The sequence below is a fragment of the Sphingomicrobium aquimarinum genome (assembly GCF_039655735.1).
GTDB classification, from domain to species: domain Bacteria; phylum Pseudomonadota; class Alphaproteobacteria; order Sphingomonadales; family Sphingomonadaceae; genus Sphingomicrobium; species Sphingomicrobium aquimarinum.
On sequence record NZ_JBBYXH010000002.1, the window covers coordinates 62325 to 86198 of the forward strand.

Sequence of the window (23874 nt, forward strand, 5' to 3'; positions counted from 1 at the left end):
TACCCCGTTCAGCCAGGTAACTGGCTTCTATGTGTCTGAAAAATCAAGCTTGGAATTGCTCCTGCTTCAAATTGGTTCTGCGGCCTGATGAGGTTTCCGGCCTGCAATGCGGCCGTCTTGAGATCCGACAAGTTCAGGGTCGCTGCCGACAGTTTATCCTCGCTGCCCACAACAGAGTGCTGACTTTGAAAGCCTGCGAAAGACTTCAGGTCATCGTGGTGGGGGTAGAGCAACATCAGATCGGGACACTGGTAAATCCTGCCGTAGGCCATCATCTGGTAGACGTCTGACTGGCTCACGCCCTGCTTGGGATCGTCGATTGAAGGCGCGAGGCGCTTCCACTTGGTGTCGATGATCATCACCCGCTTGGGCCCTCGGCGAATGATGATGTCTGGCTTTGTCATGAAGCGGCGTCGACCGGTCGGCGTATGATCGTCGCCGAGCTCGGCAAGGCAATGCAGCCTTCCGCCCTGGAGATCGACCTGTAGACCTGTGCCGACGAGTGCGCGCCTGAGCGTTCGCCCAATGAACTCCTCAAACAGGGTGTTCATTTCGAACAATAGCGAGAAGCCTTGTCCACGTCCGCTGGTGGTCGTCTGGAAGCGCTCGCCGAGGAGAAGTCGGGCGAGCTCGAGAAGATCCTTCCAGCGGGCATTGGTGCGGTCGAGGATCACGCTGTTCCAGCGCAGCCACTGAACCGGCACGTCGCTCACTTCAGCAAAGGCGAACGAAAGTTCGCGCAGCCTGCGCTGATTGTGTGGAGAACGCGAGAGCTTCAGCAGGCGGGCAACGGCGGCCTTCATGATCTGGTTGAGCGGAATGTCGCTCGACAATTCATCGAAGCGGCATGCCAGCCGGTCGGGGCTTGCCGCTAGCGTGGAGAACTGCCGGATGACATCGAGCCGTCCGCGCAGCGTAGGAATGTCTTCTTCCATGGCGACGTAGCGCCGAGGTAGGCCAAGATGGACGGCTTCGAAAAGTCTGTCACAGAAGAGGCGAATTAGGACCTCGAGCAGGTTCTCATCCTGCCAGCCGAGCCGCGCCATCTGGCCTGCGGCGATATCGAGATCGAGCGCAACGGCAAGCATGTGCACGAGATTGCGCCGGATATGGGCCTGGCCTGCCGCGCTGTCGCCATCGCCAAGCCCGTCGATCTTGGGAAGGATTTCGAGGGTGCAATCCTGTGCGGCGATGACGCCGACAACCTGCTGCGCGCGCAGAGCATTCCGGCCATGTTGCAGGATGCGGGCGCCTTCCTCGCCGCCCAGCGGATTGGCGCGCGCCACGGCGGCGATCCGGTCAGCGGCCCATTCGGGTATCTCCTCGGGCCCTTCACCGTAGCGGATCTTGCGCCATTCAAGGACTGTCCGGCTGATCATGCAAAGGCGTCGTAGGCACTGTCGTCGAAGTGATCGCGAACCTGCCAACGCCAGCGATCCTCGCTGAAGCCGTCTGACTGAATACCAGCCGGTGGAGTCAGCTGGGTGCGGGTAAGAAAGCGTCCTGCTCCTTCGGCATCGCCAAGCACGAGCGCGACCTTGTTCCAGTCCTCGTAGAAATATTCGGCGAGGAGCGGGATGACGCGGTGCCGCATCGTCTCGTGGACGTCTTCGATCGTCCGGCAGCTCATGAAATAGGCGTGGCCGATCTGATGCTCGCGGTCGAAGAGATATTCGATCCGCTCGTTGAGTCGGCGCAGCAGCCCAACCAGGGGCACGCCTGTCCGTTCGGCGGCCTCCTCGAGCAGTTCAGGCTCGGGCATGAGCTCGCGGAAGGTGAACCGGCGGCGAAGCGCGGTATCGAGGAGCGCGATCGAGCGGTCGGCGGTGTTCATGGTGCCGATGATGTGGAGGTTGTCGGGCACCCCGAAGACATCACCGGAATAGGGAAGCTTGACAGTCGTCTGGTTGGTCCCGCCGATGCGCTTGTCTTCCTCGATGAGCGTGATCAGCTCGCCGAAGACCTTGGAGATATTGGCGCGGTTGATCTCGTCGATGATGAGGACGAACTGGTCGGGAGAGCCATCGGAAGCCGGAGCGTTGCCAGGCAGCAGGCGCGAGAGCGCCTCGAGCTTCACGCGATTGCTCTTCAGCTGATAGCAGGACTGCATCATGAAGTTCTTGCCGTAAATCATCTCTACGGGGAGCGGCTCGTCGGCCACCATGAGCCAGCGAACCGAGCGGCGGTGATTGTACTCCCGCACATCGGTAGGCTTGAATTCATAGGGACCGACCACTTCGCCGATTGCCCGGAAATGGCGGTTACCTGCCGAGACGATAACCAGATCGCCAACCGCCATCGAGCTGCGGAACGGCCACATCTGAACGACATTGGGATCGTTGCCCGTTGCCTCGGGGTTCTCTTCCCGCCAGCGCTCGAGCAACTGCGGCCAGCTTTCGAACTTCGGATCCGACCAGTCGACTTCGCCGCCCCAGCCGAGAACGATGTAATTCCCCTCGATGGCGTCGTCGTAGATGTAATCCTCGCTTCCCGCGCGTCCGAGCGACATCTTGAAGAACTTGCGCCCTTCGAGGTCGAAGCCGCCACCGCGTCCGACATTCCTTCTTGCGTCCTGAGCGATTGCGCAGATTTCGCGGAAGATGCCGTGTCGCGCCTCGAGCCGGAAGCCAGCGCTTGATGCTTCTTCTTCGCCTTCATCGCTTCCTGTCTCTGGGCGCAGGCCCTCGACGAAGTCCTCATAGGCGTATGACTGGTGGAAGGTGACAAAGCCGATCTGCCCCGCCTCGACGAGCGTATCGTAGCGCGCCTTCAGTTCGGATCGGTCATCGGGAGCAGAGCCATCGCAGAGCGCTACGGCTTCCTTTGCGGTCCGGTAGGTCTTTCCGGTCCCGGGAGGGCCGTAGAGAATGAGATTGGTGGGTCTGGGCATGGGCTTGGTCTCGTTGTGATCTGAATCATTGTCGGGCTGGGCTGCGTCCTGGGTTTCCCTGACGACCCAGATGAATCCCTGAACATCCCAGAGATCGCGCGGCTGCCAGCCCCATTCCCCGAATTTCTCGAAGAGTGTCTGGGCAAGGGCGAGGACCGCTGCATATTCGTCCTCGTTGAGGGGATTGTTTCCGAAGGGAGACTTGCCCGTCAGCGCCTTGCCTGCGCGCCAGAGGGGATCCGTGTTGATCCCCATCGCTTCTGTCGGATGCGCAAGAGCCAGCAGCATCGAGGGGATATTGCGGCTCTCGCTGTAGGGCTGGCTCTTGTCCTGTCCCTCGCTCAGGATTGGCCAAGTGGCCTTGACGAAGCGATCGAGGGCAACGGCTGGGTCGACATCGGAAAGGATCAGGCTTCCAGCTTCAGTTTCGAGGATCCCCGGGTGACTGGCGCGAAGGCTCCTCATCCGGGCATCGGTGCGCCAGCCTAGCAGCCCCGAGTGCGGACCGGTCAGAATATCAAGGAAGCGCCCGCCCAGCTCTTCTTCAGCCAAGGATTCATCGTCCAGCGCTACTTGCGCCTTTTCAAGCAGGGATTCCTTGTATGCTCGCTCCTCATCGAAATATCCGCCTTCGCTCGCCGTAAAACCGGCCGGCTCAAAATCAGGAAACTTGCTGAGAAAGCGCTGCTTGAGGCGCTCGAGCTCGGCTGCATCGAGCCTTTCATCAAGGCTGTCGACGACCCTGAATCCCAGACGCGATATGAGCTCGCGCGAACGGGTAGCATCACGGGTCTGGGTATCGGCTCCCTCGACGGCGCGTAGCGCGACATTGGCGATGGCCTTGCAGGGGTAGAACTTGCCCTCCTCGGCAATCCAGTAGGTTCTGGGGGGCCTGAAGCCATGCTTGTCGAGGAACGGGTCGGTCCCGAGCTCTTCGCACTCGCGGATCGCGGCGAGGACCGCCGCGCGGGTCAGCGTGCCTGGGTTTGTCCCTTGCGCCTCGTACCAGTCGAGCACGCCGTTGAAGCTCGCAAAATCGGCAAAGGTGATCTTGATGACCTCGCGCGGCTTCGCGCCGCCGGGCGGCATGTGCTTGAGGCGGCTGGGGAGATTGGATTGTCGTCCCTGTTCGGGGGCGTAGTAGTCCGGGGAACCTGCAGGCGGTGGATTGTCCCTGCTGCCCTCGATCCAGATCCGGACCGACTGACCTTCCTTTTCGAGCGCGACCTGGCGCTCATCGGGCAAGGCAAAGCTCGTTACATAGCGGTTGCCCGTATCCTTGATGGTCGGGATCTCTTCACCGTAGCGTCGCTTCAATTCTCGTTCGGCGGCGGCGATATCGAAAGCCCCTTCGGCATTGAGCCTGAAGGTAAAGCGGACAGTCGAGGAATTGGCAGGCCCAACCCGGTCGATCAACTCTCCGTCGATCAGCTCGGCAAACTTGCGGCTGTCGAGCGCGCTGCAAACGGCTGGCATGGCATTGGCGAGCCCAAGGTCGCGGTGGATGTCCCCTGAAATCACCGAGAACTGATCTTCGCCTCTCCGGCGGGCCGGGGTCGCATAATTGGCGGCCACATGCTGGCGAATCCGTTCCGCCTGGCTCATGGCTCCGGTGTTTTTCTCGCTATTCCTGAAGCGGACATAAGCGGTCAGCGAAGACTTGTAGCCCGACAGGCCATCGTAGAGATTGCCTTCGATCTCGATCCCGGAAGGGTTGGGCTTGCCCGCGGCCTGATCGGCTGCGGTATAAGTAAGCTGCTCAAAGATGCTGACGCAGCCATCCCTGTCAAAGGCTGCGTCGAGGTCGCCGAAGTGCTTCTCGACCCGCCGCAAATCGGAGATCCGCGTCGAAATCGAGCTGGCTACCAGCCCCTCGCTCGCCATCCATTCTCTGAACTTGTCTTCGGTCACCGGCGAAATACCCCCGCGCGCATCTTCCAAATTTCTCCGCTTCGATCCAGTCGCTTCTTCAATTACTTGCCTCGTTATTGAGCCAGGCGAGCGTATTGACGAGCTTCAGGTGTTCGACTGTGGTCGCCTCGAGCTCGAGCAGTTTCGGATTGGCAAGGACGATTGCGAGCGCCCGTGCGCGGCTGACCGCCACATTGAGCCTGTTCTTCGAATAGAAGAAGTCGACGTGGCGCGGGAGATCGTCGGGCGATGAGGTCGTCATGCTGACGATGACAATCTCGGCCTCCTGTCCCTGGAACTTGTCGACCGTACCGACTCTGGCCCCCTCGGGAAGCGCGTCCTTGAGCGCATTCACCTGGATGTTGAAGGGTGCAACGACGAGGATGTTGTCGAGACCGATCGTCCCTTCCTTGCCATTGAAATCGATGAAGCGGGCGCCGAGCAGCGCATCGACCAGCTCCACTGTCTTGGCGACCTCTGCTTCACTGACCTGTCTGCAGCCGGTGTGGTCCATCGGAATCATGTGGATCCCGTGCTGTGGTAGGGTGGGGTCCGCTGCGTCACCGAGGAGCAAGGTCTGTTGCTCGCAGGCGGGATGGGACTTGAGGCGGCCATCATAGACGGCTCGCGAGATGAAGCTTCCGATCGAGGGGTTCATGCGCCAGCTCGTATCGAGGAGAATACCTCTCTCTGGCGCGATCGTTGCCGCGCCCTCGAGCAGATAGTCGAGTGCGGAGAGGCCGCTTTCGCCCGGGTGGGCGCCCTGGATCGGCTGGCCAAGCTGCATCTGGTCTCCGACGAGAATGATGTTCTTCGCCGCCGAACCCATGGCGAGCAGATGCCCGAGTGAGACCTGCCCGGCCTCGTCGATGACGAGATAGTCGAAATGCTGATCGAAGGCGGGGCGGGCGAAGAGCCAGGCAGTGCCCCCGACAAGGTCATAACCGCCATCTTCGACATCGCCATTGTCGGCGAGGTCATAGATCATCTTGCCGTTGAGGTAGCTGTCCGGATCGCCGGGCGAGACCTTCTTGGCGCCGAACACGTGGACGCCTTCCTTTTCGCCGATCTCCTCGGTCTTCCCGAGGAGATTGTTGATCGCCTTGTGGCTGTTCGAGGAAACCCCGACCTTCTTGCCAGCCGCGATTAGCGAGAGGATCATGTGGGCGCTGGTGTAGGTCTTGCCGGTCCCCGGAGGGCCCTGGATGAAGAGCGCAGAATGATCGAGCGCCAAGGCGCGTGCGATTGCGGCCTCGACCAATGTCTCGTTGTCCCTGACAAGCGTCCCGCCCTGCCAGTCGAGCAGGCGAGGACCGGTTCGCTCGACAATGTCGGAAAGCGCCCGGTAGCGTGGCGCACTCGGGCTAGCAGGGTTTTGCGAGGCCCAGGCCTCGGCGACGCGTTCGACTGCGAGCTCAAGCTGCGTGGTGTCGAGCGGCCAGCCGGGAATGAGTGACCCGCCAGTCGGGAAGTCGCTGCCTGCCTTCTTGCCGCGCTTGACCTCGACGATGCCCTGGTCGCGGTCGATTGCGAATATGGTTCCGAGCCGCTCGCGGGTCGGCGCATGGAGCGCCTCCTTGCCTTCGCGCAGCTTGGTGTCTTGCGCAGGGAACCGGTAGGTCGCGACGATCGACTGCTTTTCTGGGCGCAGCCAGTCCTCGCTCGCGGGCGAGATTGCACCGATGCACTCGCCGTCATCGACCAGTTCGTCTTCCTCTCGCTCGCAGCGATCGAAGATGGCCCATTGCTCGGGTTTCTTCGCGCGGGTGTGAAAGTCGATGAGATGCGAGGTAAGTTCGCGCGCACGATCGGATGGCGGCGCGGAGCCTGCCGTGATTGCCCGGCGCAGCGCATCAAGCCGTTCTTCGCGGCGCTGAGCCTCCTCGCTCTTTTCAGGGGATGGCTCGGGACCTGTCTTGGTCCACCAAGGAAGGTCGGGCCGGAGCGTCAGCAGCCAGTCGCGCAGGCCTTCGGTGTTCTCGCAGTCGACCTTGTTGTAGGCCAGAATGCCGTCGAGCAGTGCCTGTTCGCCGGTCTCGCGCCAGCGGTGATAGTGGACGATTGACTGGTCGGCCTTCTGGACATCCTCGCCGCGCATTTCGGCAAAGAAGATCTCGAGCGTCTTGAGGCTGAGATCCGGCTCGGAAGTCCGGATGGCGCCGCGAACGATCGAATAGAGATCGACCAGCTTCTCGCCGCGCAGGAGATTGTCGACCGCCGCCTCACGGCTGGCAAAGGCGGTTGAAAGGCGGCGCAGCACCGTCACTTCGTAGGGCGCGTAGTGATAGATGTGCGCGTCAGGGTGCCGAGCGCAGTGTTCAGTGAAGAAATCGACTATGCTCTCAAAGGCGGCCCGCTCGGCTGCACGGTCATGCCCCCAAGCATGGCGGAAGAGGGGTTCGCCCGAGGGGTCACGATAGTGAACGCCCCAGAGATACTCGAGGCCATCGGGATGGAGCGGATCGCCTTCGAGGTCGAAGAAGAGGTCGTTTGGGCTCGGCGCGGGCATACGGGCAAACCCTCGCCCCGGTTCGATCGGCAGCGGTTCGGGCCTGGGCTCGCCCGTCCGCCGCGCAACCTGCAGGGCTGCCTGCGCCCGCAGGCGCTCGAAGGTGCGCGGAGCCAACCGGGGAATCTGCGTGCCTGCCGGGAGGGCGCCAAGGTCCGCAACGGTGTTGACGCCAGCTGCGCGCAACTTGTCGATCTGCGTCGACTGAATGCCTGCCACCTGGTGGAGGTGGTCCTCCTCCTCCCATTGGGCGGCACAGACGTCGCGCCAGCCGCAGAGCGAACAGGCCTTGCAGGGTTCGGGGCGCGAGCCTTCTGCACCCTCGGCGAGGAAGGTGAGATAGCGGTCGCTTGCCGCGTTGACGAAGTGCTCAAATTCGACGCGGCGGAAGCTCGCTTCCGTGCCGTCGCCAAGGACCAGGTGCATTGCGTGTGGTGGCTCTGCCTGCACCCTCCCGATCATTTTCGAATAGAGTGCTAGCTGGATCACATGCTTGGGGTCAGGTGACCGGGCCAGCTTGGTGTCGATGACTTCATAGCCCCAGTTGCCAAGGTCGGTGTCGAAATCGACGCGTCGAAGGAAGTCGGCAAAGCCGTGCCAGGGTGGATCTAGAAAGGTTGCCTGATAGATGAAGGGCGCCCCTGCCTGCATGGCGGCAATGGTCGCCTCTGCACGCTCCTCCAGCGTTCCTTCGCCCGAAATCTCGGTCACGCCACCGGACTCGCGCAGTGACGCCAGATAGTCTGCTTCATGGGCGTGACCGGCATCCTGAATGAGAACCATAGTCTCATCGTCTTCGGCCCGTTCTGGCAGCGAGTCAGGCGCCTGCAGCTTTCTGAGATTGAGCGCCGCGGCGTGTGCGCAGCCAAGGAAAGCGTTGAGGTCCGAGGCAGAGTGAAGCAATCGGGAATGGTGCGTACGCATGTTCAGGATTGCTCCACTTTTCGGGTAAGGGCCGGACAGTACGGCGCCCCCAAATTGCTGACAAGAATGCGGCGTTTTCTGAAATGGTTCGGCATGTTGGCCATGGTGTGCACCCTTCAGAACTTGAGCCGCTTGAGACGGTGTGCGGCGGTGATGACCGCGCCGTCGTCGCCCACGACTAGATAGGAATCCAGGGCCTTCTCGATGCGATTGAAAAGTTGGGCGTCAAGCCCCGCCTTCACGCGCGAACGCGCCTGCTGATCGAGGTAATAGACATCGGCGCCGTGGTGCCTGCGGCTGTTGCCATAGGCGAGCAGCGCATCGACAGCTTCGATGGGAATGCCGCGCTGCTGGAGGCGGGCCTGTGCGTGGTGGGTAAATGCCATGTCGAGTCCTTTCGTCTACGAGCAATTTGTTTATGAAGGACGCGGGCGACAAAAACTGTCACCCCGGGGAGTGCTATGTCGTTTTCCAAGGCTGTCGACCTGCTCCGCCTCGCCATGATGGCCACGTCACGGCGCGGGGTTTGTCTCGCTGACATTGAAGCCGAGTTCGATTGCGTGCGACGGACTGCGCAGCGGATGATCAGCGCCCTTGAAGCGGCATTCCCCGCCACCGAACACCGGATCGATGACGGAGATCAGCGTCACTACTGGCGCGTTCCGGCACGAGCGATCGCGCAATTACTGTCACCGTCTGCCGATGAGCTTGCCGCCATGTCGACGGCGGTGGGTGAACTTCGCCGAACCGGCCTTGTTGCGGAGGCCGAGCAGCTTGGCGGGCTCGATCGCAAGGTTAGAGCGCTAATCCCGCCGGAAAGCGGCTCGCGACTAGCTGTTGACGAGGAAGCGTTGCTCGAGGCTCTCGGTTATGCCGCTCGCCCTGGCCCTCAGCCTGCGCTGGCAGCGGAGGTCGATCACGCGATCTCACAGGCTCTCAAAGGCCCATTTCATCTGCGTCTTTCCTACCGTAGCCGCGGCGAAACAAAGGCAAGTTTGCGCACAGTTGAGCCACTTGGACTCTTATTGGGCGCGCGGCGCTATCTGGTAGGGCGCGATCTGGCGAAAAAGGATGGACGCTTTCGCCACTACCGTGTCGAGGACATCAGCGAGGCAGAAGTGCTCGCCACCAGTTTTCAATATCCTGACGATTTCGATCTCCGCGTTCACGCCAGCCGCGCTTTCGGCTCATTCCACAATGATGAGGAGTTTGGCGAAGTAGTTTGGCGATTTAAGCCCCATGCGGCGGATCGCGCTAGCCGCTTCTTGTTCCATCCCACGCAAATTTCCGAACGTTGTGAGGATGGGTCCCTGATTGTTCGTTTCACCGCGTCGGGTCATCTTGAGATGGCTTGGCACCTCTATTCGTGGGGAACGAGCGTCGAGGTTCTGCAACCGATAGAACTGGCAGAGATGGTCCATGCCTATCGTCGAGATGATTTTCTATCGCTGCCATGATCATGGATTGGCGACCCGGACAAAAAACACTCGCCCAAGAGGATAGAATCGCTCCCACCCCGTGCACGGAGACAGCAACTCATATCGTAACAAGTCAAAAGTAGCCGCCATAACCCGGCCTGCGACCGGTACGACGAGGCGGCTCTCTCACGTCGTCCAATGTGGCAATGGCTACCATCGTGATCGCAAACCGGACAGCAGATCGGGTGTGATTGTTCGTCTTGACTGGATCTTCGAAGCGTCGACCGGGCAGACGGGGTACGCCAATCTGTATCGCTATAGAGCGCGGAAAAGGCACATCTCGACTGCTGCGAGTGGTCGGCTCGGGTGGACGAAGCGCTTTCGGCAATCCCCTTGTCAGCTGCCAGCGGAGTTGGTCACAGCACGACTTGCTGCCGAGTGGGCGCACGCTCATGTTCTCCGCGAAGCCCAGCATAGCCATGCCGCGCCAAAACCTTGTTGCATCCTTCCGTTTCATGAACGTCGTGACGCCGTTATCTACGCTATGATAGCGGCAGAATTCCTCGAGCGCCCAGCGCACATGAGCGTGAGTATGAACACGCTGCGCATTTCGCCAAATGTGATCGACAACGTCCAACGCGTCTCGACCGCGAGGCTCCTGAGGAAATATGTTGCGCCAGTCCTCGACGTCGAAAACGGCTCTTTTGCTGGAGGACATCTTCGGCTCGAAGCGCATATGCTTTTCCCCTCGCCGTCGGGGCCCAGCGATGACGTCGGCAATCTCGCGATAGCGAATGACTTCCTCCTTGGTCGCACCAAGTAACGCTGCCTGCTCATCTGCATCCGAGCCGGCGCGTAGTGCGATCACCGCCTCGCGTATCGATCTCCAAGGCGGGAGAGTGTCGCCCGCCGCGTCCGACACGAGCGCTTTCCGGCGTCTCAATGGGCGAGACCTCGGTATGAAGTCGTCTGCACACTGACGGTCAAGGCCGCGCTGAATGCTGCGATGGACAGCCATTAGCGGGATATCGTCATTGGCCCAATCCACCTGTGGCGTCAGGTTGGGCGTGCGATAGTTTTCCCACTCGCCTCGCAAGTGGTCACGTTGCGAGATTGATCTTCGAAAGCGATGATCGGCTCTCGATAACGATTCCGCGCGGTACCCTTCTTGAGTTCGCTTCAAAGCGCTCAATGCCAATTGTCTTGTAAGGCGCGGCTGCAGGCATTTTCGATTTACAAATGCGCCCAGCGACCAATCGAGCATATGGCTATACCAGCGAAGAGTGGTCGTCACAGGCCCGTGGCCGCAGAGCTGGCTGACGATGTGCATCGCGCTGCGGCCCGGACGCGCACTGCCGGATACTCTCGCGATAATGCGTTCTCGGCGGGCCTCTGAGATGCTGTCATCGTCTAGACCTGCTGGGATTGATAAGTAGCTTCCGTCCTTGGGCAACAATAGACAAGCAAGCAGTTGCGTAGCGAAGGAATGCCGCAGGTGCTCGAAACTCATCCCCTTGTCTCCCGTCGCCCGGATAAGCGCCTTTTCCAGTCTGGGCCTAACCGTTCGCGAGATAAGTTCGCCAGCGCCACCACCGGCGTGAGTGAACAACAAGCCCAGCGGGCGATTCCGAGCTTCGGCCTCGTAATCCTCACACCATGTACGCAACTCGTTGAGTTCGTGAGGCGTCAAAAGAACATCAAGAGGAACCATGCGTCGGCTTTGCTTCGTTTTCAGGGCGCGCCATCCGTATGGCCGGACGTACAGTTCCATCAGAGGAGCGCCCGAAGGACTGTCCGTGTACGCAATGTCGACGTGCCTAAGGCCGAGAATCTCGTTCAGTCGGAGGCCCGCCCGAAAAGCGAGTGTAAGGATGAGACGAAGTAATCGGTCTTCGCGACCATTGCCGGGCAATTGCTCCAAAGCGCGAAGGTAATCAGCGCTGGACACCATGTTGACGGAAACGCGCCCTTCCTCGCGCAACTCGTCATAGGTGTCGCCCACGTCGAGTTCCGGGTTCAAAGCGCATAGATATGCTTGAAAGGAGGAAACCGCATTGAGCGCCTTGTTGCGATCACCGATTTTTTCGAAGCCGCGCCGGTAAAAGGAGTCGAGCTCTGCGGCATCGATACCACCTAGATTTGTTTCCAAGTTCTCGGAGAGAAGGTCAGCGAGCTTGGTTGCGTAGCCGGCGATCGTGCCACGTGCGGAATACGGTGCTTTTTGACCCCATTCGCGCCTGCCGTTCGAAGTCTTTCCCCGCGGAAGAATTGCAAGGTTCGCCCATCGGACGAGATGTGCGACAAGCGTGTCATCTTGCTTAGAAATGCAATCTAGGATTTCGGCTATTTGCTTTTTTGGCTCGGTGCCCTTCAGCGCACAGATGAGCGATCGGTAAACTTCAGGATAGCCGGTGCGGTTTGGCCTTCCTCGGGTGGTGGGTTTGGCCAAAGGCTTCGTCGCTGCGATCGGTCGTCCGGAACTGACTCTGTCCCATGTCGTCGGCGGCAGCGAGAGCGCAGGCCCATCACCCACAGCGTGACTGACCAAAAGTCCGGGCAGCGCAAGTCGCCAACGCAAGGCGGCTTCGTGTACCAGTTGATCGAGAGTTTCTCCTTGTGACGAGTTATTCATGCTCAGGAGAAAGGCAGCAAAACATTCGTTGGGCGATGGCGACCAACCGGTTCGAGAGGCTGCGTGGTCTACTCGCCAGCGACGAATAAGTAGGTCGGTAGTTGGATCGCAAAACCATCGCCGTGGGTAGGCGTAAACGTGCCGCTTATCCTCCGGATCGGCAGCCTCCATCTCTACGCACAGACGAGATCGACTGAGCGGCATTGCCATCACGCTGCGAAGTAACGGACCGAACCAATTCCGATCAAGGAGGGCGCCATTGATTATTGCAGAAGCTAGAATTTGGCCGAGCGCTGCACGGGAACAATCGAGCGGGACGCAAAGGTAGTCGGACAATCTCGAAATAACGGGTTCGTGAAGATTTCCCCTCAACAGGGTGTTGAAAGGAGATGGCTCGGCTTGAAGCCCACTAGCCGGCTCCCGTGGAGAGGGCTCCGGAGGCATTCCAATTGCAACTACTGCGCGGAAGGATAGGGCCGACTTTTTGGAATGAAGGCCATGCTCAGCCTTCCATCCCGCCTTGTTTAGAGCGCGATCAACGAGCGGCCGGACGTCTTCGGCGTATATGAACGGGTCTAGGCCAGAGTATCGGCCCCATGGCTCGGTTCCCACCACCCAGTGACCGAGCATCGCGTCGATTGAGTCGGCGCTAGCTGACCCGACCATTATCGTGCGAAGGAAATGGCGCTGTAAGTTGGATGGCAGATTGGTGCTGAAGGACCGCAGAGCAAGACGCCAGCAGGCCGCCAGGGTTGTGGTGCGGTGCCTTCCGCGACGATCGATGACAATAAATGGGAGTTCAGTCGGAGCGCTGCATGTGGCAGTTGGTCTCCGCGCCAATCCGCCCGCGATAAGATGAGCAGCGTAGAGGCCTATTTGTTCTTTGCATAACTGGTTAATTGGGACTGGCCTGACCCTTTCATCTCCAACAATTTTGTCAAATACCAGTGCGACATCGAGGTCCATCCGCATCTGAACATGCGCTTTGCGCGCCGGGCGAAGACCGGTTGAAAGCATGATGACGGCAGCTGTGTGGAGCGTCAGCGCGTTATGCAGCTTCCTTTCGTCTCTCGATCGACGCGCCGCGCGGACCGACTTACGGGAATGAGCAGCGAAGCGACTGATCATGGCGTCACTGGGCGACCTTCGGCTGCCTATATAGCCTTCTGAGGGTGGCGCTTTATTTTTCTTCTCAGCAAGGCCGAACAACATCAATGTGCGGAGTTGAAGGTTACTTGCCGCCGTTCTCGACACCACGCCGTAGTATGATTGCGCCCGATATGGGTTTTCTTCCCTCCCAGTCATTCGGCACGATGACGTGGGATCTCCAGCTTCCGTTTGCGCCGCCGCCGCCCAAAACCAACGCTCTAGGCTCTGGAGTGTCAGCGTCGAAGATCGAGCGCCAGCACGCTCTCGAATGATCTCTACTGCACGCCTACGTACGTCGTGCTCGCGCTTGTCCCGGTCATTCAGTGATGACGACCAAGAGGAAAACAACGAATAAGGCTTTGGCGGCGGTGTGAGGCTTTTGAACCTTCTCTGGTAGCAGGCCTCTAAAGCAGATCTCATGAGTGAAACGCATGCCAGTTCCACGTGCGGATAAGGGCAGATCAAAAGATCGGATGACTGCGGAGCCTCATTTTGACCAGAGCCGACGGGGAGCAACCAGCGCCATTGGGCGTCATCTTGCCGTAGCATGACCTCCAAGCCCTTCCCAGAGAAGGCAGAGACCACCTGTGAAGCTAACCAGTCGGATGACGACCTACCGGTCGTCAATATTCCAAGAAGAAGTAGAATGGCCTCGGCGTCGGTAAGGTCATCATTCTCATTCAACCGGCGGAGAACGCTATTCTTGATTGCTTGAACGTCGATCGCAGTGAGCCGGCCCCAGTCCGTTGCGAGAAATTGGTTTCCTCGTGACGTGGTGTGCGCGTACCCGTTGAATACTTCGTGATACCATCGCGTCGGCTCTTCCTGGTTCGACGCTGAACGCTCGGCTGGACCCAAATACGCCACTCACAAAACTCCTCGCCCGGACAGAGCGAGGTTCTTCAAACATCGAAATCTTTAGATACCCCTTACACGGAGACAGCCGCGCCAAACTGACCGAGCCGGATTAATTCGCGCCGCTGTATGTCTCCCGTCCAGCCAATGGACCGTTGGCATCGCCCGGTGTGATATATTTTAGATCGGTAGCGGCCTGGCTGGTTTGCAACCCGAGATCCGGTAATCCGGCCTCATGGCCGAGGTCAGCCGACGACGTCCACTAGAGGCCCAAGAACCGACCTTTAGCACTGCTTCTTTTAAGGAATGACGGCGCTCGCACCCTCACAAGGCTCCGCAATGCATCCGCTCCGTCGAGGGATCAGATGCACATGACAGTGGAGACACGTCTGCCCAGCACCCGCGCCGCAGTTCATGCCAATATTGACGCCCATATGCTGTCGTCCAGCACCAACGAGATCGAGTATGAGGTGGATTGGGATACGGTCATCGCCTGCTCCAAGCGGCGTATGGCCAGAGGGCGGAAATAAACGATAGCGTTGAGCGAGACTGGTAAGCCAATGGCTCATATCGCGTGTGAAAAGGAAGAAAGAATGGTTGATGAAGCGTGTAGCAAGGTCGACCCTCGCGAAACGAGCGAAGTGGCGCTTCGAGCCTTTTTCAACATCGCCAAGGTTTGGGCGCTTTCCGACCAAGAGCAGATGACTATTCTCGGCCTTGACGCACGCCCTACCCTTAAGGAGTGGAAGAGCGGCCACGTCCCGCACTTGCCCGACCACGCCCTCAAACGAATTTCCTACGTTTTGGGTATCTTCAAGGCGATCAATATTCTTCATCCGCTGCCCGAGCGAGCGAACGCTTGGATACGCAAACCGAATAGCGCGCCTTTATTCGATGGCGGCAGCGCCCTCGATCTAATGCTCGGGGGTCACGTAAGCGATCTCCAAATTGTTCGCTCATACCTCGACGCGGAACGCAGCTGATAGTGATAGGCCTCGGTCGATCGCCGCCAATCACTGGCGCTACCATAAGACCCGAACTGGGCCGGAAGGAGACAGTCTGCTTTCGGGTAGGAAGCACGACGGGCGAGGGGTTTCACCGACAATTCCGATGCTGTCGCCCCAAGGCAACGATCAAGCCCATGGACGGCAGATTTTGGTGCGCTCCGTCAAATCCGAGGCATCTAAGACTAGGCTCGAAGCTCTATCACTTCCTATTACCTTTAACAGTGCAAACAAGTACTTAGCAATGCCCTTTCCGGACGAAACAAGTCGTCATCACGTCACCGAATTCGCCCAGACACCAATACGACGTATCCCCACCCGCGTTGGATCACGACGTCCCCTAGATCATCATCGTTTGTCTCATTAGGATGAAATCTAATCACTGCGCTAACACGAAGATCAGAATTCTTGGTTCCGGCACCATGCTTTTTCGCCAGAAATCCGATCTGACGCAGTTTGCCCGAAGCGCTTCGATGTAGCAGCGCCTTGTTTGCACCTTGTCCTTGTCCGCCGAGTAGCACTGGATCGCCCACTTTGACTTCGCGCTCGATATAACTCTGGCATTGCTCAGGCTCAGGATTGAAGCCGCTTCGTCGCAGTGCCCAACCCAGCCCTACATCCTCAGGAGAGCCAATGAGCACACATCCGTCAGTTTGGTGGCCGTCGTATGGAAGGGGCAACCTCCTTGCCCAGCTATACTCGCGATCTCCAACAAACTGCCACAAGTTTCGTTTGGCTCTCGTCATTGCGACGTAGAGGAGACGGGCTTCTTCGGCGGCGTCCCCTTCCAAGTCGGCATACCGGCCATGGCGGCTCTTTCCGAATGAAAGGTTTGATGGGAGAATTACTACGCTATCGAACTCAAGGCCTTTTACCTTGTGGATGGTCGATACGACTACGGTCGAAGCCGTCACGCTTGTTCCCATAAGCCGGCCTAGGTCATCGCTGCGTAACTCTTCAACGAAGCGGATGAGCGATGATATGTGTGGAAAGGCCTGCTCTTGGCAGCATAAGTCCCAAAGGCTGGCCAAGCTGACAATATCTCCCCCGGATGCGTTGGCCTCGGGGATGTTCATGTGGCGGATGAAATCGTCGACAAGTTTTTCAGCCAATTGCGCCGAAAGCGCTCGATCCGACTTAGCAGCTTCATCTCGAAGAAAATCGAGCCAGAGACCAATGTGACGAAGATTGGCGACGCGCAGGTTTGCCGTTCCTTGGACTGTTATTCCGGATATGTGGGGTTCGAGCAGCCGATGGACTTGAGCAACATCGGCGTTGGAGCGACAGAGGATAGCGACCGTCTCCCCTGAACGACCGCCTATCTGGTTCCATATTTTAAGTACTTCATTGACAGCGTTATCGAAAGATTTCCCACGCCAATCAAAGCGTTGGCACTCTGATCCAGCGGGTGCGTCTTCCCGCGTTACGAGGGTGGAATTCTTCAGGCGGTGGGAGCGCGGCGATCGGTCAAAGAACTCGGCTATCATCGCCTGACTCTTTTGAACGATTTCCTTTCCCGAACGGAAGTTTACCGACAGCACGAGCTGTTTGAGGCTGTCGCCACCAAAATCCTCTACGAAACGGTCAAAGTAGGATTCAGAAAAATTCCTCTCCGGGCGCTGCCACCTCAAAATATCCTGGTCATCGTCTCCGATCACCATGATACCGGCACGAGACTCGCTGCCTTGGTGTAGTGCACGTAGAATTGCATAGACTTCGTCAGTTAGATCCTGAAATTCATCCACCAAGATACAGCGAACGTCACCGGCAACTGCGCGACGAAACCCTGCATCCTTATCCATGCGCCGAGCAAACTCGGAAAGAGCCTCTCCCATCATGGAGTCTTCGCCCTCCCAGCCATCCTTGGCCAGGTGTCGCATGGCGAATGCGTGAATGGTCGAAACGCGAAGTCTAGATGCGTAGGCGGCATAGCCAAGTGACTTGAAGAGATCGCGGATCCTACGTTTGATTTCGAAGACCACCGCACGATTGAATGCCAGCACGACGATTTGAGACGGATGAATGTGCTGCTCGCGGATGAGGTGAACGATACGTCCTACCAGCACGAAAGTCTTGCCCGCGCCTGGCCCCGCGTTGACCAGCAAATGCTGGTTGTACGGATGGCGCACGGCTTCCCACTGCGCACGCTCTTCGGAAGTCTCGAATTTCTCGAAGAATTCTACTGCTTTGGTGGCCCGCAACTTCTCCTGCATTTCGACAATAATGCGTGAGTTGTTCGGAGAATCCTCCTGCTCATCGATTTCCTCGATTTCGCCTAGCTGAGTCTCAAGAAAATCCTTCAAACCATTCGCGTCAGATTGCGAAAAATAGCCAGTAATGAATGCCTCTTGGGCATCTGCCCGCGCATTCGCAAACAGTTCCATCGCAAGGTTGCGCGCTTCGGAGAAATCATTGACTTCAGCGAGCTCGTTCCACAGTTCCTCATCGTGGGGCTCGGTTTCGTCAAGCAGCACGACGTGCGAAAACTGGACGATATCAACGCTCATGCCGACGAGATTCATCGTCGCCAGAAGGCCAGCCGTTTTCTTCAGATCATGCTCGCGGAATTTCTTACCAAAACCCGCGCCTCGAACCCTTTCAATGAGTCTGGATACGGCAATTCGTTCATCTGACCTTTTTAGGAGGTCAAATACCGATTGAGCGCCGCGAACCAGTGCCTTACGGCGTAAGTCGGCATTTCGGCCTTCGGAAGTGGCGAGCTTAGCTTCCCAAGAAACTGTCTCGTCGGCGTTCGCGATTTGTCGCAGGCGGACACCAGACGATCGGACCAAAGTCCGAAACCCATTGATAAAGGCGCGTTCATATCTGCGCCGGCGTCGAATGGCTTCGTCGTCAGTCTCGGCTAGCGTTTTTGATTCCGCCTCGCGTTCTGGACTCCCCTGTTGGGCGGGCCGTTCTACAGCGACCGTCCGAATGAAAGATTCGACCTCCACCAATTCGAATGGGTGGAATTCGACGCTGGCATTCTTGGAAAGCTTGCCCAGCAATCGCTTCGCGGCGTCATCGACGAAGCGGAAAAGCGTTCGAATGTTGTCGTCTCGCTCCTCCTTTGCCAACCGCCTGAGAGAGAACTCGATTTCACGATTAAGCGAGACCCCGCCGCGCTTTTCGAGATCAGCCAAGCCAGCCAAGACATCGTCATCTGAATCCATCGGTCGCAGGCGAAATCTGATCTGGGAAAGGTTTACGACCGCTGTTCGCCTCGATTGATCCGTGACTGTCGCTGGTCGCCCCTTAGACTCGCTCGTGGGATTTGCGAACGGGTCGATTTTACTTTGGACGGGGCTACTGTTGAAGACTAGGCCGACAATATCTGCGAAGCCCTCGACCAGCCGAACGAGTAGGCTATTTTGACTCGCCTGCCGTCCGCGGCTTTTGGTCTTTCCACCGACATTTAATCTTTCTTCGTCGGCGTCCTCGAGGTCGAGTAGCACCTGAGCCAATTCGCCAAGCGCCCCCTCCTCTTGCGAAATCCTTTCAAGGGTCCGAGGAGAGATTTCGATTGTTAGAATGTCCGGGAGCGAGCCGGATAGCGTGAGTCGCCCGGCACGTTCCAGCCAATAAATGGCCATCCGCAACTTCGTGGCTGCCGCTCGTCTCTCTGCTTCAGTTTCGAGCGGTTGATAGCCTTCTGCGGGAACTATTGCGAGCAACTGTCCATCGACGCTATGAGCCTTGCCTCGGATCTCCCAAAACACGTCATCAATGTCCTGCGCCCTGAGAGTATTACGGGCGCGAAGGTCTCGTATGTGTTCGAAATCCTCGTTCGAGAAGGGAAGCAGCGCGCTGAGATTGGTTAGCCTTGCCTGCTCGCGCTCGGCTTCGCCACGGCCGATCCGGCCGACTTCCTGAAGATAGTCTTCCAGATAGCCAGGCGGTGACAAGTGGACGACCCAATGAATATCGGGAATATCCATTCCCATCCCGAACGCCTTTGTGGCAACGAGCACATCGATCTCACCATCGCGGAAATCGGCGTAAACCTCTTCCTTTGTCGCAGCATCAAGCCCAGCATGGTAGAATTCAGCGTCCGTTCCGCTGTCATCTGACAATCGCCTGGCAAGGTCTTCCGCGAGGAGCCTGGTGGGAACGAACACAATGACAGCGCTTCGCTGCCCGGTGTTCAGCCGGTTCTGTTTGGCGTCGGAAATAGCCTTCTCGATGAGTGGCAGACGTTCTGCCATTTCTCTCTCGAGATCGTTTTGACCAATTCTGCCACGAACCCTCCGCGGCAGGATTGAGATGTGAGACCTGATCGGGTGGGCAAAGGTTTCGGGCCGAACCAGCATTGGCAACCTTTGACCGTCCTTAGTACCCGATACGATGGCTTCCAGTCGTTCCTTGTCAGATGCCGTAATCGTCGCGGACAGTAAGATGAATGGTGTAGGTTCAGAACCTACTTTTTCACGGCATTTCCGCAGCAAAATGTCTGTTGCAAAAAAGTAATCGGGTCTGAATTCGAAGCCCCACTGGTTTACGCAATGCGCTTCATCGATCACCACGTGATCCAAGCCGCCATCCGAGCGCATTCGCTTGTCGAGAACGTCAAGGAAGGCGGCGCTTCTAAGGCGCTCGGGTGCCACGTACAAGAGCACTATCCTATGATCGAGGACGCCCTGAAAGACCTCTTCGATTTCGTGTTTCGGGCGGTCACCGCTCAAGAAATCTGCCGATTCTGCAAAGCCTAGGTCGCGGAGTCCTTCGACCTGATCGCGCATGAGTGCCTTCAGCGGAGAAATGACCAGCGTGAGACGCCGGTTCCTCAAGCCGCGGCTAAGCGCTGGCACTTGGAACAAGACGGATTTCCCTTCGCCGGTCGGGAGCGAGACGAGCACATTGCTGGCTCGCTCACAAATCGCTTCCATTGCCGATCGCTGCGATTCTTTGAAACCTTCAACGCGCCTAGACGTGCCACCTGTGGAATTCCAATTCTCAACGAAGAAGCGTTCCATCGATGCGAAATCGGTTGGCGCTACCTCTCGAATAAGTTTGAAGTGCGATAGCACGACGTCCAATCGTTGGAGTTCACCCTCAGAAAGCTCCGATCCGCGGAGGGGAAGCACGTCTACATGTGCTCTTGTTTCACGGCCGATACTCGATAAGCGGGGATCGATGAGGATTGCGGGCAACGTGCCATCAAGGGGCACATTGTCGGCAATCCAACCGGGCAGATATTCTGTCACCAATGATGGCATCGCTTCGAGAATTGCACCCGTTTCGAAACTTCGGATTTGGGCTGAATCTCCTACCTTACCGGCTTTATCACTTGGCAGCGGCGACTGTTCGGAGCCATCCCCGTTGGCTTCAGAGCACGCGAACCATTCTTCTAGTGGCAGGGCTTCAAGAACCGGTTGAAGGACGATGTCTGCACTTTGGGCCAGGCCATGCCAACTGGACCAGTTGTGCAGGATGTCCACCACGGCGTAGCCACGACGAGAAGCACGTAGCAAGTGCTCGCGTTTGCTCCTATGGTCTGGACGCACTTCACCCAAGCCAAGCTCGGCGAGAGCCACTTCAAGCATTCTGACCAGTGTAGGACTGACCGAACTGCAAATGATCAGCAGTGGTGTAGCTCGATCATCGCGCTGAGATAGTTCACGAAATGTGCGCAGCACTTCCGTCCAGTAGCCGAGTTGATCCATCGCTCCAGGGTGCAGGACATGATGGCGCCTTGTCGCCAGTTTAATCTTGGCAGAAGGAGCTGAACCAACGGCGCCAGGAAGACGCTTCAACTCATCCGGGAGTCGGCAGGTGGTGAAACCTATTAGTCCGCCGCGAGGCTCAAGAATGTGAGCCGCCCGATCAACCCTTTGCCAGTCGGTCATGCCTTCTTGGCTTTTCAGACGGATCAATGACGCTGACCGGCCATCCTGCAATTTTTGGCTGATGCCCATCGGCGATCCATGTTGGCGACGAAGGACAAGGACGGCCTTTCCGCCTGCTGCCAGACAAAAGTTTCCATGATCGGCATCGCGCCACCATTCCGGACGAGAGGGCATCAGCGCTACGCGCCAGCCACCTTCGACCCGGGGTATTACGGCAGCACGATCAATCGCCGAGGCCAAAGCCGGCTCCCCTTCCAGCAACCAAAAGGGGATCATATTGCGCCTGATGGCGATACCGAGATCCGCAGCCATGCGGGCAACAGCAACAACCACCTTGGCCGCTGGTTGATGAGGGTTTTCTTCTTGAACATACCGTTCGAGTGCTTCGACATCAATCTGTCGCAGCTCCGGTGGAAGCCCATCGACGGGGTCAGCAGGAACCACCGTCACATTCGGCACCCAGTCGAATTTACGCAGCTGCTCTCGCGGAAAAATCAAAAGCTCTTGCGGATTTGAATGCGCGGCAATGTCCGACGGCATTTCTTGCGCATATTCGAGAGGATCAGACAATGCTGCGGGCATAGCCTCAATGATTTTCCCTGCATCGCCGAACTCGCCGACCAGTATCGATCGAGCGAATTCCGGAGAGAATTTCGCGATCTGCTTCTCAAACAACTTCCTCGTTGCCTGAGCGTCGCCATCAGCGTGATGGTCGCCACCGAGGGCATGGGATTGCGCTTGGGGCGTCAGAAAAAACTGTATGAGCAACGTGTCCCATATCAGAGGCGGAGAAGCGGGGCTGATGAACCGTTGGAGGACCGGCCAGTCCCAAGCCAGGAAGTTATGCCCAACGAGCAGTGGTGCTGCACGTACTTGGGCCCCGAGCTCAGCCATCGCGGCGGCAAGCTCCTCTTCGGATCCACGATCACAGAGTCGCCGCACCAGACTCCCTCGAGCGCAACCTACTTCCCATATGGACTCGCCATCTGTTTCTAGATCGATTGCGAGGGCTTCACTGGTCAGAACAGTGACGAGACGAGACCGATATGGGGCTGATGCAACGAGTGATTTGGGCTCTGCGCGCCAATCTGCGAAATAGGCCTCCTTTAATTCCTCAGGCAGGTAACCAAACAATGTAAGAGCAGTGGCTGGACTTTGCTCTGCCCATCGGACCACATCAGTGGGCGACAACAACTCGTTGCCAGCAAGCCTTGCGAGCCAATCATCGACGAAAAGGTCTGAGTCAAACCGTTCACCGAGAAGCTTGGCGGCTAACTCCCGTTCAACATTTTCGGTACCTTGAAACCATGGACGCCAGTCATCTTCAGCGTCGTCGTCATCCTTTCGCCGAAGATGCCATTCCAAGAGCCTGACCTTCAGGGCCTCGTCCGCATTTTGCATCAAGGATGGATCGGGTGAGCCCAAGGCGGCCAACTGGCGAGGTTCAAACAGATCGAGGTCAAAATTGCGGCGCGGATGGCTAGGATGAAGCCGGGCTGCAAATTCGTATCGGCAATGGGAAAGCCTGTCCCAAAACTTACCATCGGCTAACTGATTGACATCGATGTCGCGGAGGCGTGCCTTCCACGCGGCCTCTAGCTCGGGGTCATCGAGATCTGCGGGCGCATCGTTTCCCCATTGCCGGCAGTACCAATCCGCGCGCAATAAGCTCCACATCCCATCCCAAGTAATCGACCTCAGGTATTCCCGACGCAGGACATCGTACATTTCCTGATCGGTAGTCCGATCGTCGGCCAGAACTGGGACTTCGGCTAAACGGCGCCAGCGCACCACTTCCTTGCGTGATCGTCTGCGCCAGTCGCTCCCAGTGATGTAGAGTAGCTTCGTGTTGGGCGGGGGAAGCGCTTCTTCGCCGCCGCGGCGACCAGCATAGGCTTTGAGATGAAAGAACAGTTCCCTCCCACCACCATAAGGGGCCACGAACCCGAATCCCCGCTCCTTTTCGATCCGGGTAACTCGCCCTAACGATGGCAGTTCGAGGATCATCTGCGACGTGACATCTCTGTCGCGAGAGGAACTCTGTCTTCCGGACTTCGTAAGATTTCGCCGAAGGAGTTCGTGGTGATTGATTAGACCAAGGTCCTTTAATTGATCCCCCAAAGCCCTCATTAGTAACGCCCTCTGAAAATTGCCGACCGCAAGCAAACCTGAATTTCCGCGGTCAGTAGCGGATTGCGGTGCCCGTTGCAGTCCGCTGCCTAAACTGACAACTTGACGTTTTACAATGGACAGTCGCCGTTAATTCTCTCTCTAATTTTGAAGACCGTGAAAACCATTAGTTCTTATATCATTGCTCTCGGGCGGATCGCTTATTGGGCTGAGAGCGAAGGTGGCGTGGCGATGGCATTCCTACAAATTAGAGCGAACGACCGCTTTCAGGCCTTACCGCCGACCTCTCGAGCGACTGAGATGGGGCGCAATGCTGCCGTCAGCGACTGTTCGGATTCCTCCCATTTCTGACAACTCGATCCCACGCAAACCTCCATTTTCGAGGCCTCATTCGGCGCGAGTGAGCCGCGATTTGCAATTCTAAACGGAAATGCCCGCGCTCACAGACGAGGAACCAAGTGAGAAGGATATTCGGAGCTATCTAGGCTAGCATAGCAATCGATGTAGCGCTGGCTGACGCAACACGATGTAGGTGGCAGAAGTTTCAAGACGCACCGTTAGCCATTCGGCTGAAGCGATTGGATGAAAAAGGGCCGTACGCGGCTT

At 58.0% G+C, this 23874-nt stretch carries 9 protein-coding genes; 2 read left to right on the forward strand and 7 right to left on the reverse strand.

What is annotated here, in order from left to right:
• Positions 1 to 8: 8 nt before the first annotated feature.
• From WJS89_RS06490 to WJS89_RS06505, 4 genes are all read right to left on the reverse strand, one after another.
• Positions 9 to 1379, reverse strand: coding sequence for an McrC family protein (locus WJS89_RS06490; protein WP_346340135.1), 1371 nt, complete (start codon positions 1377 to 1379; stop codon positions 9 to 11).
• Complete coding sequence (locus tag WJS89_RS06495; RefSeq protein WP_346340136.1) at positions 1376 to 4801, reverse strand: ScoMcrA-related endonuclease; 3426 nt, start codon at positions 4799 to 4801, stop codon at positions 1376 to 1378. The genes WJS89_RS06490 and WJS89_RS06495 overlap by 4 nt, the downstream gene beginning before the upstream one ends.
• Positions 4802 to 4859: 58 nt before the next feature.
• A complete protein-coding gene (locus tag WJS89_RS06500) occupies positions 4860 to 8234 on the reverse strand; it encodes a TM0106 family RecB-like putative nuclease (protein ID WP_346340137.1) in 3375 nt (1124 codons plus the stop codon).
• Positions 8235 to 8350: 116 nt separating this feature from the next.
• Positions 8351 to 8620 carry a hypothetical protein gene (locus WJS89_RS06505; RefSeq protein ID WP_346340138.1) on the reverse strand — a complete coding sequence of 90 codons (270 nt, stop codon included), beginning with the start codon at positions 8618 to 8620 and terminating at the stop codon, positions 8351 to 8353.
• 75 nt (positions 8621 to 8695) lie between these two features.
• Here WJS89_RS06505 and WJS89_RS06510 point away from each other — a divergent pair, with 75 nt between their 5' ends.
• A complete protein-coding gene (locus tag WJS89_RS06510; protein WP_346340139.1) occupies positions 8696 to 9691 on the forward strand; it encodes a helix-turn-helix transcriptional regulator in 996 nt (331 codons plus the stop codon).
• Positions 9692 to 9785: 94 nt separating this feature from the next.
• On the opposite strand, the gene WJS89_RS06515 is transcribed toward WJS89_RS06510, so the two are convergent.
• Positions 9786 to 12455 carry a tyrosine-type recombinase/integrase gene (locus WJS89_RS06515; RefSeq protein WP_346340140.1) on the reverse strand — a complete coding sequence of 890 codons (2670 nt, stop codon included), beginning with the start codon at positions 12453 to 12455 and terminating at the stop codon, positions 9786 to 9788.
• 2132 nt (positions 12456 to 14587) lie between these two features.
• A complete protein-coding gene (locus WJS89_RS12445; protein WP_431993807.1) occupies positions 14588 to 14857 on the reverse strand; it encodes an HIT domain-containing protein in 270 nt (89 codons plus the stop codon).
• A gap of 24 nt (positions 14858 to 14881) precedes the next feature.
• Between WJS89_RS12445 and WJS89_RS06520 the strand changes: the two genes are divergently transcribed.
• Positions 14882 to 15271, forward strand: coding sequence for an MbcA/ParS/Xre antitoxin family protein (locus tag WJS89_RS06520; RefSeq protein WP_346340141.1), 390 nt, complete (start codon positions 14882 to 14884; stop codon positions 15269 to 15271).
• 299 nt (positions 15272 to 15570) lie between these two features.
• Here the strand turns inward: WJS89_RS06520 and WJS89_RS06525 are convergent, their stop codons facing one another.
• A complete protein-coding gene (locus WJS89_RS06525) occupies positions 15571 to 23145 on the reverse strand; it encodes a UvrD-helicase domain-containing protein (RefSeq protein ID WP_346340142.1) in 7575 nt (2524 codons plus the stop codon).
• Positions 23146 to 23874 lie beyond the last annotated feature (729 nt).

What these genes read in the sequence shown, in the direction of transcription:
- WJS89_RS12445 (WP_431993807.1), bottom strand. Translation starts at nt 14,857, where the DNA reads ATGAGCCATTGGCTTACCAGTCTCGCTCAACGCTATCGTTTATTTCCG.
- WJS89_RS06505 (WP_346340138.1), bottom strand. Translation starts at nt 8,620, where the DNA reads ATGGCATTTACCCACCACGCACAGGCCCGCCTCCAGCAGCGCGGCATT.
- WJS89_RS06510 (WP_346340139.1), top strand. Translation starts at nt 8,696, where the DNA reads ATGTCGTTTTCCAAGGCTGTCGACCTGCTCCGCCTCGCCATGATGGCC.
- WJS89_RS06520 (WP_346340141.1), top strand. Translation starts at nt 14,882, where the DNA reads ATGGTTGATGAAGCGTGTAGCAAGGTCGACCCTCGCGAAACGAGCGAA.
- WJS89_RS06490 (WP_346340135.1), bottom strand. Translation starts at nt 1,379, where the DNA reads ATGATCAGCCGGACAGTCCTTGAATGGCGCAAGATCCGCTACGGTGAA.
- WJS89_RS06500 (WP_346340137.1), bottom strand. Translation starts at nt 8,234, where the DNA reads ATGCGTACGCACCATTCCCGATTGCTTCACTCTGCCTCGGACCTCAAC.
- WJS89_RS06515 (WP_346340140.1), bottom strand. Translation starts at nt 12,455, where the DNA reads ATGGAGGCTGCCGATCCGGAGGATAAGCGGCACGTTTACGCCTACCCA.
- WJS89_RS06525 (WP_346340142.1), bottom strand. Translation starts at nt 23,145, where the DNA reads ATGATCCTCGAACTGCCATCGTTAGGGCGAGTTACCCGGATCGAAAAG.